Source organism: Pseudomonas sp. LBUM1640 (assembly GCF_059716225.1).
Window position 1 is genome coordinate 2,645,817 of record NZ_CP166816.1, and the last position, 14,639, is coordinate 2,660,455.

Genomic DNA, 14,639 nt, shown 5'->3' on the forward strand with positions numbered 1-14,639 from the left:
CAAGCGCTGCCCATGGATCTGTTTCGAAGTGACCCGATTGCTCAACCCCTGGCCGCGCGCTTGCGTTCGACCAACCTGGATGAGTACGTCGGGCAAGAACACCTGCTCGCTCGCGGCAAACCTTTGCGCGAAGCCCTGGAGCAGGGTGCACTGCACTCGATGATTTTCTGGGGGCCGCCGGGCGTGGGTAAAACCACCCTGGCGCGGCTGCTGGCGAAGGTCTCGGATGCGCACTTTGAGACGGTCTCGGCGGTGCTGGCCGGGGTCAAGGAGATCCGCCAGGCGGTTGAGGTGGCCAAGCAGCAGGCCGGGCAATACGGCAAGCGCACCATTTTATTTGTTGATGAAGTGCATCGCTTCAACAAGTCGCAGCAGGACGCGTTTTTGCCGTATGTCGAAGACGGCACGCTGATTTTTATCGGCGCAACCACCGAAAACCCTTCGTTTGAACTCAACAATGCATTGCTCTCGCGGGCGCGGGTCTATGTGCTCAAGAGCCTGGACGAAGCGGCGATGCGCAAACTGTTGCAGCGCGCCTTGAGCGAAGACAAGGGCTTGGGCAAGCGCCAGCTGAGTCTCAGCGACGAAGGCTTCAAGATTTTGATGAGCGCCGCCGATGGCGACGGTCGCCGCTTTCTCAACCTGCTGGAGAACGCTTCCGACCTGGCTGAAGACAACAGCGAGATTGGCGTCGACCTGTTGCAAAGCCTGCTCGGCGACACCCGCCGCCGCTTTGACAAAGGCGGCGAAGCCTTTTATGACCAGATCTCGGCGCTGCACAAATCCGTGCGCGGTTCCAACCCGGATGGCGCGCTGTACTGGTTTGCGCGGATGATCGACGGCGGTTGCGACCCGCTGTACCTCGCGCGCCGCGTGGTACGCATGGCCAGCGAAGACATCGGCAACGCCGACCCGCGTGCGCTGAGCCTGTGCCTCGCTGCCTGGGAAGTGCAGGAGCGCCTGGGCAGCCCGGAAGGCGAGTTGGCGGTGGCGCAGGCCATTACTTACCTGGCCTGCGCGCCAAAAAGCAACGCGGTGTACATGGGTTTCAAGTCGGCCCTGCGCGCCGCCGCCGAACACGGCTCGCTGGAGGTGCCGCTGCACCTGCGCAACGCGCCGACCAAGCTTATGAAGCAACTGGGCTACGGCGATGAATACCGCTATGCCCATGACGAGCCGGACGCCTATGCGGCCGGCGAAGACTATTTCCCCGATGAGCTTGAGCCGCAGCCGTTCTACCAGCCGGTGCCCCGTGGCCTGGAGCTGAAGATCGGCGAAAAGCTCAACCACCTCGCCCAACTTGATCGCCTCAGCCCCAAACAGCGGAGAAAGTAGTGCTCAAGACAATTCTTGCCGTGTCCGTAGCCGGCATCGCTGGTACATTGTTGCGTTTCGCCACCGGTACTTGGGTGAGCGCCAATTGGCCGAAGCATTTTTATGCGGCGACCTTGGCGGTCAACCTGGTGGGCTGCTTGATCATCGGGCTGTTGTACGGTTGGTTCCTGTTGCGCCCGGACGTGCCGATTGAGATTCGCGCCGGCTTGATTGTCGGCTTTGTAGGCGGTCTGACGACCTTTTCATCCTTTTCACTGGATACGCTGCGCCTGCTGGAAAGCGGGCAAGCCCTGGTTGCCTTCGGCTACTTGGGCATCAGCGTGTTCGGCGGGCTGCTCGCCACCTGGGCCGGCCTGTCCTTGACCAAACTTTGATAAACGAGAGACCGACATGCTCGATTCCAAACTGTTACGTAGCAACCTTCAGGACGTAGCGGACCGCCTGGCATCCCGTGGCTTTGCCTTGGATGTTGCGCGCATCGAAGCGCTGGAAGAACAGCGCAAGACCGTCCAGACCCGCACCGAAGCACTGCAGGCTGAGCGTAATGCGCGTTCCAAATCCATCGGCCAGGCCAAGCAGCGCGGTGAAGACATCGCGCCGCTGATGGCAGATGTCGAGCGCATGGGCACTGAGCTGTCCGACGGTAAAGTTGAGCTGGAAGGTATTCAGGGCGAGCTGGACTCGATCCTGCTGGGCATCCCCAACCTGCCGCACGAATCCGTGCCGGTTGGCGAAGACGAAGACGGCAACGTCGAAGTACGCCGCTGGGGCACGCCGAAAGCCTTTGATTTCGAAATCAAGGACCACGTTGCCTTGGGCGAACTGACCGGTGGCCTGGATTTCGAAACCGCCGCCAAAATGTCCGGCGCACGCTTTGCCTTGCTGCGCGGTCCAATCGCGCGCATGCACCGTGCCCTGGCGCAGTTCATGATCAACCTGCACACCGGCGAGCACGGCTACGAAGAGGCTTACACCCCGTACCTGGTGCAAGCCCCGGCGTTGATGGGCACCAGCCAACTGCCGAAATTCGAAGAAGACCTGTTCAAGATCAGCCGCGACGGCGAAGCCGACCTGTACCTGATCCCGACCGCTGAAGTGTCGCTGACCAACATCGTGGCTGGCGAGATCCTCGACGCCAAGCAACTGCCGTTGAAACTGGTCGCCCACAGCCCATGCTTTCGCAGTGAAGCCGGTGCCTCGGGTCGCGATACCCGCGGCATGATCCGCCAGCACCAGTTCGACAAGGTCGAGATGGTGCAAGTGGTCGAGCCGTCGACGTCCATGGAAGCCCTGGAAGGCCTGACCGCCAACGCCGAACGCGTGCTGCAACTGCTGGAGCTGCCGTACCGCGTTCTGGCGCTGTGCACCGGCGACATGGGTTTCAGTGCCGTGAAAACCTACGACCTCGAAGTGTGGGTGCCGAGCCAGGACAAATACCGCGAGATTTCGTCGTGCTCCAACTGCGGTGATTTCCAGGCGCGTCGCATGCAGGCGCGTTTCCGTAACCCGGAAACCGGCAAGCCGGAACTGGTGCACACCCTCAACGGTTCGGGCCTGGCGGTAGGCCGTACCCTGGTGGCCGTGCTGGAAAACTACCAGCAGGCTGACGGTTCGATCCGTGTGCCTGAGGTGCTCAAGCCGTACATGGCGGGCGTTGAGGTCATCGGTTAAATGGAATTTCTGCCGCTGTTTCATAACCTGCGCGGCAGTCGTGTGTTGGTCGTCGGTGGCGGGGAGATTGCTTTGCGCAAATCCCGGCTGCTGGCCGACGCCGGTGCGTTGCTGCGGGTGGTTGCTCCCCAGATCGAAGACCAGTTGCATGAACTGGTACTGGGCAGTGGCGGGGAACTGATTTTGCGTGGTTATCAGGAGGCCGACCTCGACGGTTGCACCCTGATCATCGCCGCGACCGACGACGAGCCACTGAACGCGCAAGTGTCCAGTGATGCCAAGCGTCGTTGCGTACCGGTCAATGTGGTGGATGCGCCGGCGTTGTGCAGCGTGATCTTCCCGGCGATTGTCGACCGCTCGCCCTTGGTGATTGCCGTGTCCAGCGGCGGCGATGCGCCGGTGCTGGCACGCCTGATCCGCGCCAAGCTGGAAACCTGGATTCCGTCCACCTATGGCCAATTGGCTGGGTTGGCGGCGCGTTTTCGTGCCCAGGTCAAAGGTTTGTATCCGGATGTGCAGCAGCGCCGTGCGTTCTGGGAAGAAGTTTTCCAGGGCCCGATTGCCGACCGCCAGCTAGCCGGGCAGGGCGATGAGGCCGAGCGTTTGCTGGTCGAGAAAGTCAACGGCAAACCGCCGCATGCGCCGGGCGAAGTCTATTTGGTGGGCGCAGGCCCGGGTGATCCGGACCTGCTGACCTTCCGCGCCCTGCGCCTGATGCAGCAAGCCGACGTGGTGCTTTACGACCGCTTGGTAGCACCGGCGATTCTCGAGTTGTGCCGTCGTGATGCCGAGCGTGTGTATGTCGGCAAACGTCGCGCCGACCACGCGGTGCCGCAAGACCAGATCAACCAGCAGTTGGTGGATTTGGCCAAGCAAGGCAAGCGTGTGCTGCGCCTCAAAGGTGGCGACCCGTTCATCTTTGGCCGGGGTGGCGAAGAAATCGAAGAGCTGGCGGCCCATGGCATTCCGTTCCAGGTGGTGCCGGGGATTACCGCAGCCAGTGGTTGCGCGGCGTATGCCGGGATTCCACTGACCCACCGCGACTATGCGCAATCGGTACGCTTCATCACCGGGCATTTGAAGAACGGCACCTCGGACCTGCCTTGGCATGACCTCGTTGGCCCGTCGCAGACCCTGGTGTTCTATATGGGCTTGATCGGCTTGCCGATCATCTGCGAGCAGTTGATCAAGCATGGGCGTGCGGCGGCTACCCCGGCGGCGTTGATCCAGCAGGGCACCACATCCAACCAGCGTGTCTTCACCGGCACATTGGCGGACCTGCCACGCATGGTGGCGGAGCATGAAGTGCATGCGCCTACCTTGGTGATCGTCGGTGAGGTGGTGGTGTTGCGCGAGAAGCTGAAGTGGTTTGAAGGCGCGCAATCCCAGGTTTGACACCCTACCTGTGGGGAAGGAGCAAGCTCCCTCCCCACAAGGTGTTCTCAGCTTGAGACACCTTTACCGTTTAATCGCTCACGATCATGCCCGGCATCAAACCCCTGCAACGCCCCCTTCGGCACAATCCCGGTTGGATTAATCGTGCGATGGCTCGCGTAGTAATGCCCTTTGATATGTGCAAAATCCACCGTCTCGGCCACCCCCGGCCACTGATACATCTCTTTCAGCCAGTTCGACAAATTCGGGTAATCGGCAATCCGCCGCACATTGCATTTGAAGTGGCTGTAATACACCGCATCAAAACGAATCAGCGTGGTGAACAGTCGCACATCGGCTTCAGTCAGGTACTCACCGGCCAAGTAGCGATGCTCACCCAGGTGCTGCTCCAAGTGATCCAGCTCGGCAAACACATCGTCAAACGCGCTTTCATAGGCTTTTTGCGAAGTGGCGAAGCCTGCGCGGTACACGCCGTTGTTCACGGCGGGGTAGATGCGTTCGTTCAGCGCGTCGATTGTCGAGCGTAACGCCTCGGGGTAGAAATCCAGCGTGTTGCCGGTCAGCTCGTTAAACGCGCTGTTGAACATGCGGATGATCTCCGCCGATTCATTGCTCACGATGCGCTTGAGCTTTTTGTCCCACAGCACTGGCACGGTGACGCGGCCGGTGTAGTCGGCAGTGTCGGCGGTGTAGCGCTGATGCATGTAGTCAAAACCATCAAGCGTGTCGCCGGTGGAGCCGTGGGCCTTGTCGAAGGTCCAGCCGTTTTCCAACATCAACCAGCTGACCACGGACACATCGATCAGGCTTTCCAGGCCCTTGAGCTTGCGCAGGATCAGGGTGCGATGGGCCCAGGGGCAGGCGAGGGAAACGTACAGGTGGTAGCGGCCTGCTTCGGCCTGGAAGCCCCCTTCGCCGCTCGGGCCAGGCTCGCCGTCGGCGGTGACCCAATTGCGCCGTTGCGCCTGTTCGCGCTGGAAAGCGCCGTCTGCGCTACTTTCGTACCACTGGTCTTTCCAGTGTCCTTCGATCAGCAAACCCATGACTGGCTCCTCTGCTAGTAAGCGTTGGAGCCCAGTCTAAAGGGATGAGTTCGAACTAAAAGCGCAAAGACCGGGCGCAAATGATCGATTAAATCGATTTGTCCCGTGCGTCCCAGTATTGCTGGGCCAGTTCGAAGGCCTGTTCCCGTGGGTGGCCGAGACCGCGCAAGGCCAGGGCCATGGTGGCGATCAGGGCCAGTTGCGGGTAGCTGTCCTCGACGTCACCGCGCCACAGCGCTTTCAGATGCTCGGGTTCCAGGCTGGCCGGTTTGACGTGGCGTTGAGCGGAGAGGGCGGGCCACTCTTCGTCCCAGCTTTCGCCGCCGGTGGTGCCGTACAGGTGGCTGATCGTGTCCGGGTTGATCTCGACCTCGCCGCCATCGCCCTTGACCACAATCACGTTGTCACCGAGCAGGCCGCTGGCATCGCGGTGCACGCCTTGGTAACCGGGGTGGAAGATGCTTTGCAGGCCGCAACGGGCGTTCAGCGGGTTGAGCAGGCGCGCCAGTGAGTGGACCGGTGAGCGCAGGCCCAAGGTGTTGCGCAGGTCAATCATGCGCTGCAACTGCGGTGCCCAATCGCCCAGTGGAATAAACGCCAGGTTGCCTTGCTCAAAGGCCGTCTCGACCTGTTGCCAGTTACGGCACAAGGGGATTTGCAGGCCTTCGAGCAGTTGCTCGGTGTACAGCCGGCCAGCGGTGTGAGCACCACCGCCGTGCATAAGAATGCGCACGCCGTTTTGCGCCAGGCACTTGGCCGCCAGCAGATACCACGGCAGGTGGCGTTTCTTGCCGGCATAGGTCGGCCAGTCGACATCCACATTCAGCGTCGGCGCATTCAGGCGTTCGCGCACGGCCTCGGTGAAACCGGCGAGTTCTTCCGGGCTTTCTTCTTTATGACGCAGCAGCATCAGGAACGCGCCGAGCTGGGTGTCTTCGACTTTTTCGTCGAGCAGCATGCCCATGGCTTCACGGGCTTCCTCGCGGGTGAGGTTGCGCGCACCGCGCTTGCCTTTGCCCAGGATGCGCACGAACTGCGCAAACGGGTGCTCGGCAGGGGTTTCAAGGGTCAGCGGGGCAAAGTCGGTCATAAGCAATTCGTCGGCCTGGGCAGGCCCGCCAGCTTGGCGGCGAGTTTGGCGGGAGTGCCGTTGAACAAGGTGTTGAGGTGCAGGCTGTTGCCCTTTTCCGGGCCCAGCTTCAAGGCGGTGTACTTGATCAGCGGGCGCGTGGCGGGCGACAGCTGGAATTCTGCATAGAAGCCGCGCAGCAGTTCGAGGATTTCCCAGTGGGCGGCGGTCAATTCCAGCGGTTCGGCGGCGGCGAGGGCATTGGCGACCTCGGCGGACCAGTCATTGAGGTCGACGAGGTAGCCGTCCTTGTCCAGTTCGAGGGTGCGTGAACCTACGGTCAGGGTGTTCATAGCCAGGTGTTGACCTTGTCGTAGTCGATCGACAACTGCACAAAACCTGGGTAGTCCACGCTGTCGGCCCAGTCCGGCAGGGGCAGGTTGCGCGCCTGCATGTCTTCGGCCAGCACAAAGACTTTCACGCCTTTGGTTTGCAGGGCGGGGTTGTGCAGGCCGTAAGCGCCATCGCCGCACAGCAGGATTGCGTCCTCGCTGCCGCACACACGCAGGCAACTGGCCAGGCGGCTGTCGGTAAACGGGGAGTGGGACACCACATGTAAAGTCGACATCAGAGGGTAATCACCTGGTCGTAACGGTCAATCAGTTGGGAGATTGCTTCGCTGCTCAGTGGTTGGGCGCTGGCGGGCGATGCCAGGCCGCGCTCAGCCAGGCTGTGGCTGCAGGCGAACACGTCGTCGATGCCAAACAGGCCCAGCGCCTGCAAGTTGGCGCTGAGGTCTTTTTGCTGCACGGCCTTGGCGTTCTGGTGCGGCGCCAGTTGAAACACGCCGTCATCCATGAATAACAGGCCAATCGGCAGGTCAAACGCGCCACCGGCCAGCACGATATCCAGCGCTTCGCGCGCGTTCGGCCCGGCCCACGGGGCCTGGCGGCTGATCACCAATAAAGATTTGGACATGTCACGGCCCTCCAAAACAGATCAGGCGGTCGGCAGCCTGGGCGGCGTCATGCAGCTGCCCAAGGCCCGACAGCACCCATGGCGCCGCCAGGTTCACCGCGCTACGTTGATAGCGCGTGGCTTCTTCGTTGTTGAGCACGCCACGGCGCAAGGCGGCGGCGATGCACACCACGGCGTCGAGCGAGTGCTGGTTTACCAACTCGCGCCATTGCCGGGCAATGTCTTGCTCATCCTGGGGCGCAACGATGTTATCGGAGGCGCTGTACACGCCGTCCTGATAAAAGAACAGCCGCACAATCTCATGCCCGCCGGCAAGCGCCGCCTGGGCGAACAGCAGGGCGCGGCGCGAGGAGGGCGCATGGGCGGCAGAAAACACAGCAATTGCAAACTTCATGGAACACTCTGCAAGCAAACGTGGGCCAATGATAAAGCCGGCGCCGCGAAAAAGCCCGCCGTGATCAAAACGGTCACTGTCGCTGATCGTTCTGACGATTGCCGGTAGGGCCAAGCCTGCCTACGCTGTGGGCATTCGAAACCCAAATGGAGTCTCCATGTCAGGTCCCTTGGCGTCCCTTAAAGTGCTGGATTTTTCCACCTTGCTGCCTGGCCCGTTTGCGTCCTTGATGCTGGCGGACATGGGCGCCGAGGTGCTGCGGATCGAATCACCGACGCGCATTGACCTGTTGCGGGTGTTGCCGCCCCATGACCGGGGCACCTCGGCGAGCCATGCCTACCTCAATCGCAACAAGCGCAGTTTGGCGCTGGATCTCAAGCAGGCCGAGGCGCTGCAGATCGTGCGGGAGTTGGTCAAGGACTACGACATTGTCCTTGAACAGTTTCGTCCCGGCGTGATGGAGCGCTTGGGGTTGGGGTATGCAGCGCTGAAGGCGATCAACCCCAGGCTGATTTATGTGTCGATCACCGGCTACGGCCAAACCGGCCCCTACAAGGGGCGCGCCGGGCACGATATCAACTACCTGGCGCTGGCGGGCATCGCCAGCCACACCGGGCGCCAGGGCAGCGGCCCACTGCCGCTGGGAGTGCAATTGGCGGATGTCGGCGGTGGCTCGCTGCACGCGGTAGTGGGGTTGCTGGCGGCGGTGATTGCGCGGCAGCACAGCGGGGTTGGCCAATACCTGGATGTGAGCATGACCGATTGCTCATTCAGCCTGAACGCCATGGCCGGCGCGGGTTACCTGGCGTGTGGGGTGGAGCCGGAATGGGAAACGCATGTGCTCAACGGCGGCAGTTTTTACGATTACTACCGCTCCCGGGATGGGCGCTGGATGTCGGTCGGCAGCCTGGAGCCCGCGTTTATGCAGCAATTGTGCGAGGCGCTGGGGCGGCCGGAGTTGGCGGTGCAAGGCCTGTCACCCAAGCCTGAACAGCAAAAAGCCCTCAAGCTGGCGCTGCAGGTCGAGTTTGAGAAGCGTAGCTTTGATGAGTTGCGCGAGTTGTTTGCGGGCGTGGATGCGTGCGTGGAGCCGGTATTGAGCCTGAGTGAAGCGGTGGAGCATCCGCAGCTGAAGGCGCGGGAGTTGGTCAGCCAGGTGCCACGGGGCGATGGCTCGACTCAAGCGCAAATTGCTTGCCCGCTGAAGTTTTCAGAGGGGTTGCCAGAGGCTCGGCATATTGGAGCGGCTGTGGGGGCGCACAGTGATGAGGTGTTGGCTGAGTTAGGCTTGAGTGCTCAGCGGATAGAAGCATTGCGGCGAGCCAAGGTCGTTGGGTAGTGCCTGATCTGACGCCTTCGCAGGCAAGCCAGCTCCCACATTGGACCGGTTTGTCATGTCGACCGCTGAATACTGTGGGGCTTGCCTGCGATAGGGCCCTCACTCCACCCGAGTTTGCCCGGTGTACACCAAGGTATGCCGGCACCGCCGACACAAATACCGGCGCCCCTGGTTCACCAAGCCATGACGCTGGGCCGAAAACGGGAAATCACTGTCGGCACACGGGCAGCGGTAGATATACCGGGTCACTTGCCGGCGTTTGATTTCATAGGTGTGGCAGCGATCCGGCGGCAGTTCGTAAACTCCGCGCATGATCAATTGCCATTCCTCGCCATGGGGCTGGATGCGTTCGCCAAACAATTGATGGGCAATCAGGTGCGCAACCTCATGGGCCACGGTCTGTTTCAGGAAATGTTGGCTGTTTTCACGGTACAACTGTGGGTTGAAACGCAGCAGGTTCTCGTGCAAATGCGCGACACCGGCCTTTTGGCCCCGCAGCTTGAGGCTGACCTGGGGGCGTTTGAAGCTTCGTTTAAAAAAGGATTCGGCTTGTAGGAAACAATCTTCGACGCGGGTATTGAGTTGCTCGGGCATGCTGACCATATCTCCAGAGACGTCCAGTATGCCGCAAAAGCAGGTGTTTCCGAATCTGTCAGGCGCCGAATGGTCATGCATAACGCACAAAGCCACCTTGCGGTGGCCTTGCCTAGGGTTTTCTCAGTTTAATTGGTATAGATCGGGCCTACGCCCAGGCCCCAGACGATGACGGTGAACGCCATGATCGCCACCAGCACCACCAGGCCTACCGCCAGCACCGAGCTGGAAAACAGGAAGCCTTCGTCCGGGTCGATGCTCATGAACGTCGGCAGCCCTACATAGAGCAAATACACCGTGTAGCAGATGGCGGCCGTGCCCACCACCATCCCCAGCCACATATGCGGGTACAGCGCCGCCAGCCCGCCGATAAACAGCGGTGTCGCGGTGTAGGTGGCAAACGCCACGCACCGCGCCATGCTGGGGCTGGCGTCGTAAGTGCGGGCCATCCAGTGAATGAACGCACCCATCACCGCTACGCCGCCGAGCATGGCGGCGTACGACATGATCGTCATCCACAACGCGCTTTCCTGGGTCAGCATGACCGGGGCGCGGTTGCCGATGACCCAGCCGACCTGAGTGGTGCCGATAAAAGCGGAAACGGCGGGGATCGCCGCGAGAATCAGGGTGTGAGTGAGGTACATGTGGCCGATACTTTCTTCTTTATCGCCACGAATTTCCCGCCATTCCTGGTCGGGATGGGTAAATAGCCCCACGACGTGATGGATCATGCCAGTCACTCCTGTCGTTATTACCATCGCCCCCCATCGGAGCGCCCACGGGCCAAATGGCCTCAAAGGTCCTGGATAGTTATGTGCGACCTCACGTCGCAGTATAGGAACTGATGACCGGAAAAACTGTAAGGCTTTAGAGCAAATTGCGCTGTAAACGTTGGCCCTAATCGCGGCGGGGTCTGTCAGGCGAGGCGCGATTAGAAATGTGGGAGCGGGCTTGCTCGCGAAGGCGTTGTGTCAGTTGATACATTCATCACAGGTACACCGCTTTCGCGAGCAAGCCCGCTCCCACATTGGATCTCGGCCAGTCTTAGCAGTAAAATACCCGGCTTTTCGTCACACACCTCTAGCGGATCCAAGCGCCATGGGCACTCTTACGGTCAACCAGAACAAACTGCAAAAACGCCTGCGTCGCCTGGCCGGTGAAGCGGTCGCCGATTTCAACATGATCGAGGACGGCGACAAGGTCATGGTCTGCCTCTCTGGCGGCAAAGACAGCTACACCCTGCTCGACGTGCTGCTGCACCTGCAAAAGGTCGCACCGATCAAGTTCGAGATCGTCGCCGTCAACATGGACCAGAAACAACCGGGCTTTCCCGAGCACGTACTGCCGGCCTACCTCAAAGCGCTGGGCGTCGAGTACCACATCGTCGAAAAAGACACCTACTCGGTGGTCAAGGAACTGATCCCGGAAGGCAAGACCACCTGCTCGCTGTGCTCGCGCCTGCGTCGTGGCACGCTGTACACCTTTGCCGATGAGATCGGCGCGACCAAGATGGCCCTCGGTCATCACCGCGATGACATCGTCGAAACCTTCTTCCTCAATATGTTCTTCAACGGCTCCCTCAAGGCCATGCCGCCCAAGCTGCGCGCCGATGACGGACGCAACGTGGTGATCCGTCCGCTGGCGTATTGCAACGAGAAAGACATCCAGGCCTACTCCGACTTCAAGCAATTCCCGATTATCCCGTGCAACCTGTGCGGCTCCCAGGAAAACCTGCAGCGCCAGGTGGTCAAGGAAATGCTCGTGGACTGGGAGCGCAAAACCCCAGGTCGCACCGAAAGCATCTTCCGCAGCCTGCAGAATGTGCAGCCGTCGCAGCTGGCCGACCGCAACCTGTTTGACTTCACGAGCCTGAAGATTGACGAGAGCGCCGCGTCGCGCTTCGTCAATGTTGTGAACCTCTGAGCCCATTCAATGCTCTGACACACGGCGCTTGCGAGCGCCGTTTTCAATTCAAACCCCAGGAGAGGGCATGCGCGATTACAAGTGGCTGCACGAATATTGTCTGAACCGCTTCGGTTCGGCGGCCGAGCTGGAAGCCCACCTGCCTGTGCCCAAGACCCCGGCGCAATTGCGCAAGATCAGTGATGATCGCTACCTGTCGACCCTGGCGCTGCGCGTGTTTCGCGCCGGGCTCAAGCACAGCGTGGTGGATGGCAAGTGGCCCGCGTTCGAGCAGGTGTTTTTTGGCTTCGACCCGGAAAAGGTCGTGTTGATGGGCGCGGAGCACCTGGAGCGCTTGATGCAGGACACGCGCATCATTCGTCACCTCGGCAAGCTCAAGAGCGTGCCGCGCAATGCGCAGATGATTTTGGACATCGAGCAGGAAAAAGGCAGTTTTGGCGCGTTTATCGCCGAGTGGCCGGTGACCGATATCGTCGGTTTGTGGAAATACCTGAGCAAGCACGGCCACCAGTTGGGCGGGCTGTCGGCGCCGCGCTTCTTGCGCATGGTGGGCAAGGACACGCTTGTGCCGAGCTATGACGTGGTGGCGGCGTTGAACGCGCAGAAGATCGTCGACAAAGCGCCGACCAGCCTGCGCGATTTAGCGACGGTGCAAGGGGCGTTCAACCAGTGGCATGCCGAGAGTGGGCGGCCGATGTGCCAGCTGTCGATGATGTTGGCTTACACCGTCAACCATTGAGACCGAGGTGAGGCCTTCGCAGGCAAGCCAGCTCCCACATTCGACCGCATTCCAAAGGATGTACGCGGACAAATGTGGGAGCGGGCTTGCTCGCGAAGACTGACTATCAGGCGCCGAATCTCTATCAGGCCTCAGCCAACCGCCTATTCAGTTGATGCCGCCAGCGCACATACAACAACGCCGTGCAAAACACCGCCAGGCTCGCGAGCATCTCCAGCACCCCGAACCACTGCCGGTTCGGGTCATACGCCGCCAGCGCGCCCTTGATGAAATACAAATTCACCACAAAGCACATCCACGAATGCCCGCGCGCGCTGCCCAGCAGCATGCCCGGCGCCAGCACCAGCAGCGGCACCAGTTCGATCAGCAGGATCACCCACGGGCGTGCGCCGTGCAGGTCGGCGACGAACAGGTAATACACGCACAGCAACCCGATCAGGCCGAGAAACGCCAGCAGGCTCAGTGCACGTGCCACCTTGACCCGTGGTTCCAGCCACGCCTGGGGTGGCAGGACCTTAGGCTTTCTGGCCACGGCCGTTCTCCAGCAGCATGGCGGTGGTGGCCAGGCGCAGGCCCAGGGCGCGGCACAGGGTGATCTCGTGTTGGTCGAGCATGCGCTTGCCGTCAGGCCCCGAGTGATGGCTGGCGCCATACGGCGTGCCGCCGCCCTGGGTGTCGAGCAGCGCTTGTTCGCTGTAGGGCAGGCCGGTGATCAGCATGCCGTGGTGCAGCAATGGCAGCAGCATCGACATCAGCGTGGTTTCCTGGCCGCCGTGCAGGCTGGCGGTGGAGGTGAACACGCCGGCTGGCTTGCCGACCAGGGCACCGGTGAGCCACAGGTTGCTGGTGCCATCAAGGAAGTATTTGAGCGGCGCGGCCATGTTGCCGAAGCGCGTCGGGCTGCCCAGGGCCAGGCCCGAGCAGTTTTTCAAATCATCCAGGCTTGCATACAGCGCACCCTCGTCCGGGATACTCGGCGCCACGGCTTCGCACTCGGTGGAGATCGCCGGCACAGTGCGCAAGCGCGCTTCCAGGCCGCCTTGCTCGATGCCCCGGGCAATGTGCCGGGCCATTTCGCTTACCGAGCCGTTGCGGCTGTAATACAACACCAGTACATAGGGCGCAGTCACGGCAGCAGCTCCAGCACGTTTTCCGGTGGGCGGCCAATCACGGCTTTATCGGCGGTTTCCAGGATCGGGCGCTCCATCAACTTCGGGTGCTCGGCGATGGCAACAATCAGTTGCGCTTCACTGAGGCTAGCGTCGGCCAGGTTAAGGGTTTTGTATTCGTCTTCGCCGGTGCGCAGCAGTTGGCGCGCGCTGATGCCCAGCTTGCCCAGCAGAGCCTTTATTTGCGCGGCGTTCAGCGGCGTTTCCAGGTAGCGTACGACGGTGGGCGTCAGGCCGCGGGCTTCCAGCAATTCGAGCGCACCGCGAGATTTCGAGCAGCGCGGGTTGTGATAAAGCGTCAGATCGGTCATGTGCGGGTCGCATCTTGCGTAAGGTGGCGGGTATTCTACCTGCGCAGCGTCCTGTCCTTAAACCGTAAGAGGCGATAGGTCGCAGCCAACGTTCATTTTTTGCGAAGGATTACCCCATGACAAGGCGACTGATCGGTGCATTGGCGATCATCACAACCCTGCTGCTCAGCGGCTGCGGTAACGATTACGGCGTTGACCAATACGGCAAAAAAGTCGCGTCCGAACGCTTGGACAAGCAATGGGTGGTGGTCAACTACTGGGCCGAATGGTGTGGCCCGTGCCGCACGGAAATTCCGGAGCTCAATGCGTTGGCCGAGCAACTGAAAGCTCAGAATGTGGGGGTGTTCGGGGTCAACTTTGACAACGTGCAGGGTGAAGAGCTCAAGGCCGCCAGCGAGAAGCTGGGCATCAAGTTCACCGTACTGGCCCAGAACCCCGAAGAGATTTTCGATATTCCGCGCAGCGAGGCGTTGCCGGTTACCTACATCATTGATGACAAGGGCAAGGTGCGCGAGCAGTTGATGGGTGAGCAGACGGCGCAAGGGGTACTGGCCAAGCTTAAGGCCTTGCGCGGCTAGAGAGTTGTACCCAATCAAATGTGGGAGGGGGCTTGCTCCCGAAGGCAGTGTGTCAGTCAATACATAAGCTGACTGACCCACCGCTTTCGGGAGCAAGCCCC

The 14,639-nt window shown here is 61.0% G+C and carries 19 protein-coding genes; 8 read left to right on the forward strand and 11 right to left on the reverse strand.

Going from position 1 to position 14,639, the window contains the following annotated elements:
- Positions 1-12 precede the first annotated feature (12 nt).
- The 4 genes from ACA065_RS12010 to cysG are packed head-to-tail and all read left to right on the forward strand — an operon-like array spanning position 13 to position 4,401.
- The gene (locus ACA065_RS12010) at positions 13-1,335 is read left to right on the forward strand and encodes a replication-associated recombination protein A (protein WP_497694689.1); all 1,323 of its coding nucleotides are present in this window, start codon (positions 13-15) and stop codon (positions 1,333-1,335) included.
- Positions 1,335-1,709 (forward strand): fluoride efflux transporter CrcB, encoded by a 375-nt coding sequence (crcB, locus tag ACA065_RS12015; protein ID WP_497694690.1) that lies wholly within the window; start codon positions 1,335-1,337, stop codon positions 1,707-1,709. Before ACA065_RS12010 ends, crcB begins: the two co-directional genes overlap by 1 nt.
- A gap of 16 nt (positions 1,710-1,725) precedes the next feature.
- Entirely contained in the window at positions 1,726-3,006 is a 1,281-nt protein-coding gene (gene serS, locus ACA065_RS12020; protein ID WP_497694691.1) for a serine--tRNA ligase, read from the forward strand.
- Complete coding sequence (gene cysG, locus ACA065_RS12025; RefSeq protein ID WP_497694692.1) at positions 3,007-4,401, forward strand: siroheme synthase CysG; 1,395 nt, start codon at positions 3,007-3,009, stop codon at positions 4,399-4,401.
- 47 nt (positions 4,402-4,448) lie between these two features.
- On the opposite strand, the gene ACA065_RS12030 is transcribed toward cysG, so the two are convergent.
- From ACA065_RS12030 to tusD, 6 genes are all read right to left on the reverse strand, one after another.
- The gene (locus tag ACA065_RS12030) at positions 4,449-5,444 is read right to left on the reverse strand and encodes a glutathione S-transferase family protein (RefSeq protein WP_497694693.1); all 996 of its coding nucleotides are present in this window, start codon (positions 5,442-5,444) and stop codon (positions 4,449-4,451) included.
- Positions 5,445-5,532: 88 nt separating this feature from the next.
- Positions 5,533-6,534, reverse strand: a complete 1,002-nt coding sequence (locus ACA065_RS12035; protein ID WP_497694694.1) for a glycosyl transferase family protein — start codon at positions 6,532-6,534, stop codon at positions 5,533-5,535.
- Positions 6,531-6,866 carry a TusE/DsrC/DsvC family sulfur relay protein gene (locus ACA065_RS12040; protein WP_497694695.1) on the reverse strand — a complete coding sequence of 112 codons (336 nt, stop codon included), beginning with the start codon at positions 6,864-6,866 and terminating at the stop codon, positions 6,531-6,533. Before ACA065_RS12040 ends, ACA065_RS12035 begins: the two co-directional genes overlap by 4 nt.
- On the reverse strand, positions 6,863-7,141 hold the full coding sequence (tusB, locus tag ACA065_RS12045; protein WP_497694696.1) for a sulfurtransferase complex subunit TusB: 279 nt from the start codon (positions 7,139-7,141) through the stop codon (positions 6,863-6,865). Before tusB ends, ACA065_RS12040 begins: the two co-directional genes overlap by 4 nt.
- Positions 7,141-7,491, reverse strand: coding sequence for a sulfurtransferase complex subunit TusC (gene tusC, locus ACA065_RS12050; protein WP_497694697.1), 351 nt, complete (start codon positions 7,489-7,491; stop codon positions 7,141-7,143). Before tusC ends, tusB begins: the two co-directional genes overlap by 1 nt.
- 1 nt (position 7,492) lies before the next feature.
- Positions 7,493-7,885 (reverse strand): sulfurtransferase complex subunit TusD, encoded by a 393-nt coding sequence (tusD, locus tag ACA065_RS12055; RefSeq protein ID WP_497694698.1) that lies wholly within the window; start codon positions 7,883-7,885, stop codon positions 7,493-7,495.
- A 157-nt stretch (positions 7,886-8,042) separates the two neighbouring features.
- Here tusD and ACA065_RS12060 point away from each other — a divergent pair, with 157 nt between their 5' ends.
- Entirely contained in the window at positions 8,043-9,224 is a 1,182-nt protein-coding gene (locus ACA065_RS12060; RefSeq protein WP_497694699.1) for a CaiB/BaiF CoA transferase family protein, read from the forward strand.
- Between the two features lie 99 nt (positions 9,225-9,323).
- Here ACA065_RS12060 and ACA065_RS12065 read toward each other — a convergent pair whose 3' ends face one another.
- Complete coding sequence (locus ACA065_RS12065) at positions 9,324-9,818, reverse strand: SprT family zinc-dependent metalloprotease (RefSeq protein WP_497694700.1); 495 nt, start codon at positions 9,816-9,818, stop codon at positions 9,324-9,326.
- A 128-nt stretch (positions 9,819-9,946) separates the two neighbouring features.
- Entirely contained in the window at positions 9,947-10,549 is a 603-nt protein-coding gene (locus tag ACA065_RS12070) for a Yip1 family protein (protein ID WP_497694701.1), read from the reverse strand.
- Between the two features lie 367 nt (positions 10,550-10,916).
- Between ACA065_RS12070 and ttcA the strand changes: the two genes are divergently transcribed.
- Together ttcA and ACA065_RS12080 are read left to right on the forward strand one after the other, a co-directional pair.
- Positions 10,917-11,741: a tRNA 2-thiocytidine(32) synthetase TtcA gene (gene ttcA, locus ACA065_RS12075; protein ID WP_497694702.1), complete on the forward strand. Its 825-nt coding sequence runs from the start codon at positions 10,917-10,919 to the stop codon at positions 11,739-11,741.
- Positions 11,742-11,808: 67 nt separating this feature from the next.
- Complete coding sequence (locus ACA065_RS12080) at positions 11,809-12,480, forward strand: DNA-3-methyladenine glycosylase I (protein ID WP_497694703.1); 672 nt, start codon at positions 11,809-11,811, stop codon at positions 12,478-12,480.
- A gap of 124 nt (positions 12,481-12,604) precedes the next feature.
- Here the strand turns inward: ACA065_RS12080 and ACA065_RS12085 are convergent, their stop codons facing one another.
- The 3 genes from ACA065_RS12085 to arsC are packed head-to-tail and all read right to left on the reverse strand — an operon-like array spanning position 12,605 to position 13,960.
- On the reverse strand, positions 12,605-13,012 hold the full coding sequence (locus tag ACA065_RS12085; protein ID WP_497694704.1) for a DUF2069 domain-containing protein: 408 nt from the start codon (positions 13,010-13,012) through the stop codon (positions 12,605-12,607).
- Positions 12,996-13,610 (reverse strand): NAD(P)H:quinone oxidoreductase, encoded by a 615-nt coding sequence (gene wrbA, locus ACA065_RS12090; RefSeq protein ID WP_497694705.1) that lies wholly within the window; start codon positions 13,608-13,610, stop codon positions 12,996-12,998. The genes ACA065_RS12085 and wrbA overlap by 17 nt, the downstream gene beginning before the upstream one ends.
- Positions 13,607-13,960: an arsenate reductase (glutaredoxin) gene (gene arsC, locus ACA065_RS12095; protein WP_497694706.1), complete on the reverse strand. Its 354-nt coding sequence runs from the start codon at positions 13,958-13,960 to the stop codon at positions 13,607-13,609. Before arsC ends, wrbA begins: the two co-directional genes overlap by 4 nt.
- Before the next feature lie 116 nt (positions 13,961-14,076).
- On the opposite strand from arsC, the gene ACA065_RS12100 reads away from it, so the two are divergent.
- On the forward strand, positions 14,077-14,538 hold the full coding sequence (locus tag ACA065_RS12100; RefSeq protein ID WP_497694707.1) for a TlpA disulfide reductase family protein: 462 nt from the start codon (positions 14,077-14,079) through the stop codon (positions 14,536-14,538).
- Positions 14,539-14,639: the final 101 nt, after the last annotated feature.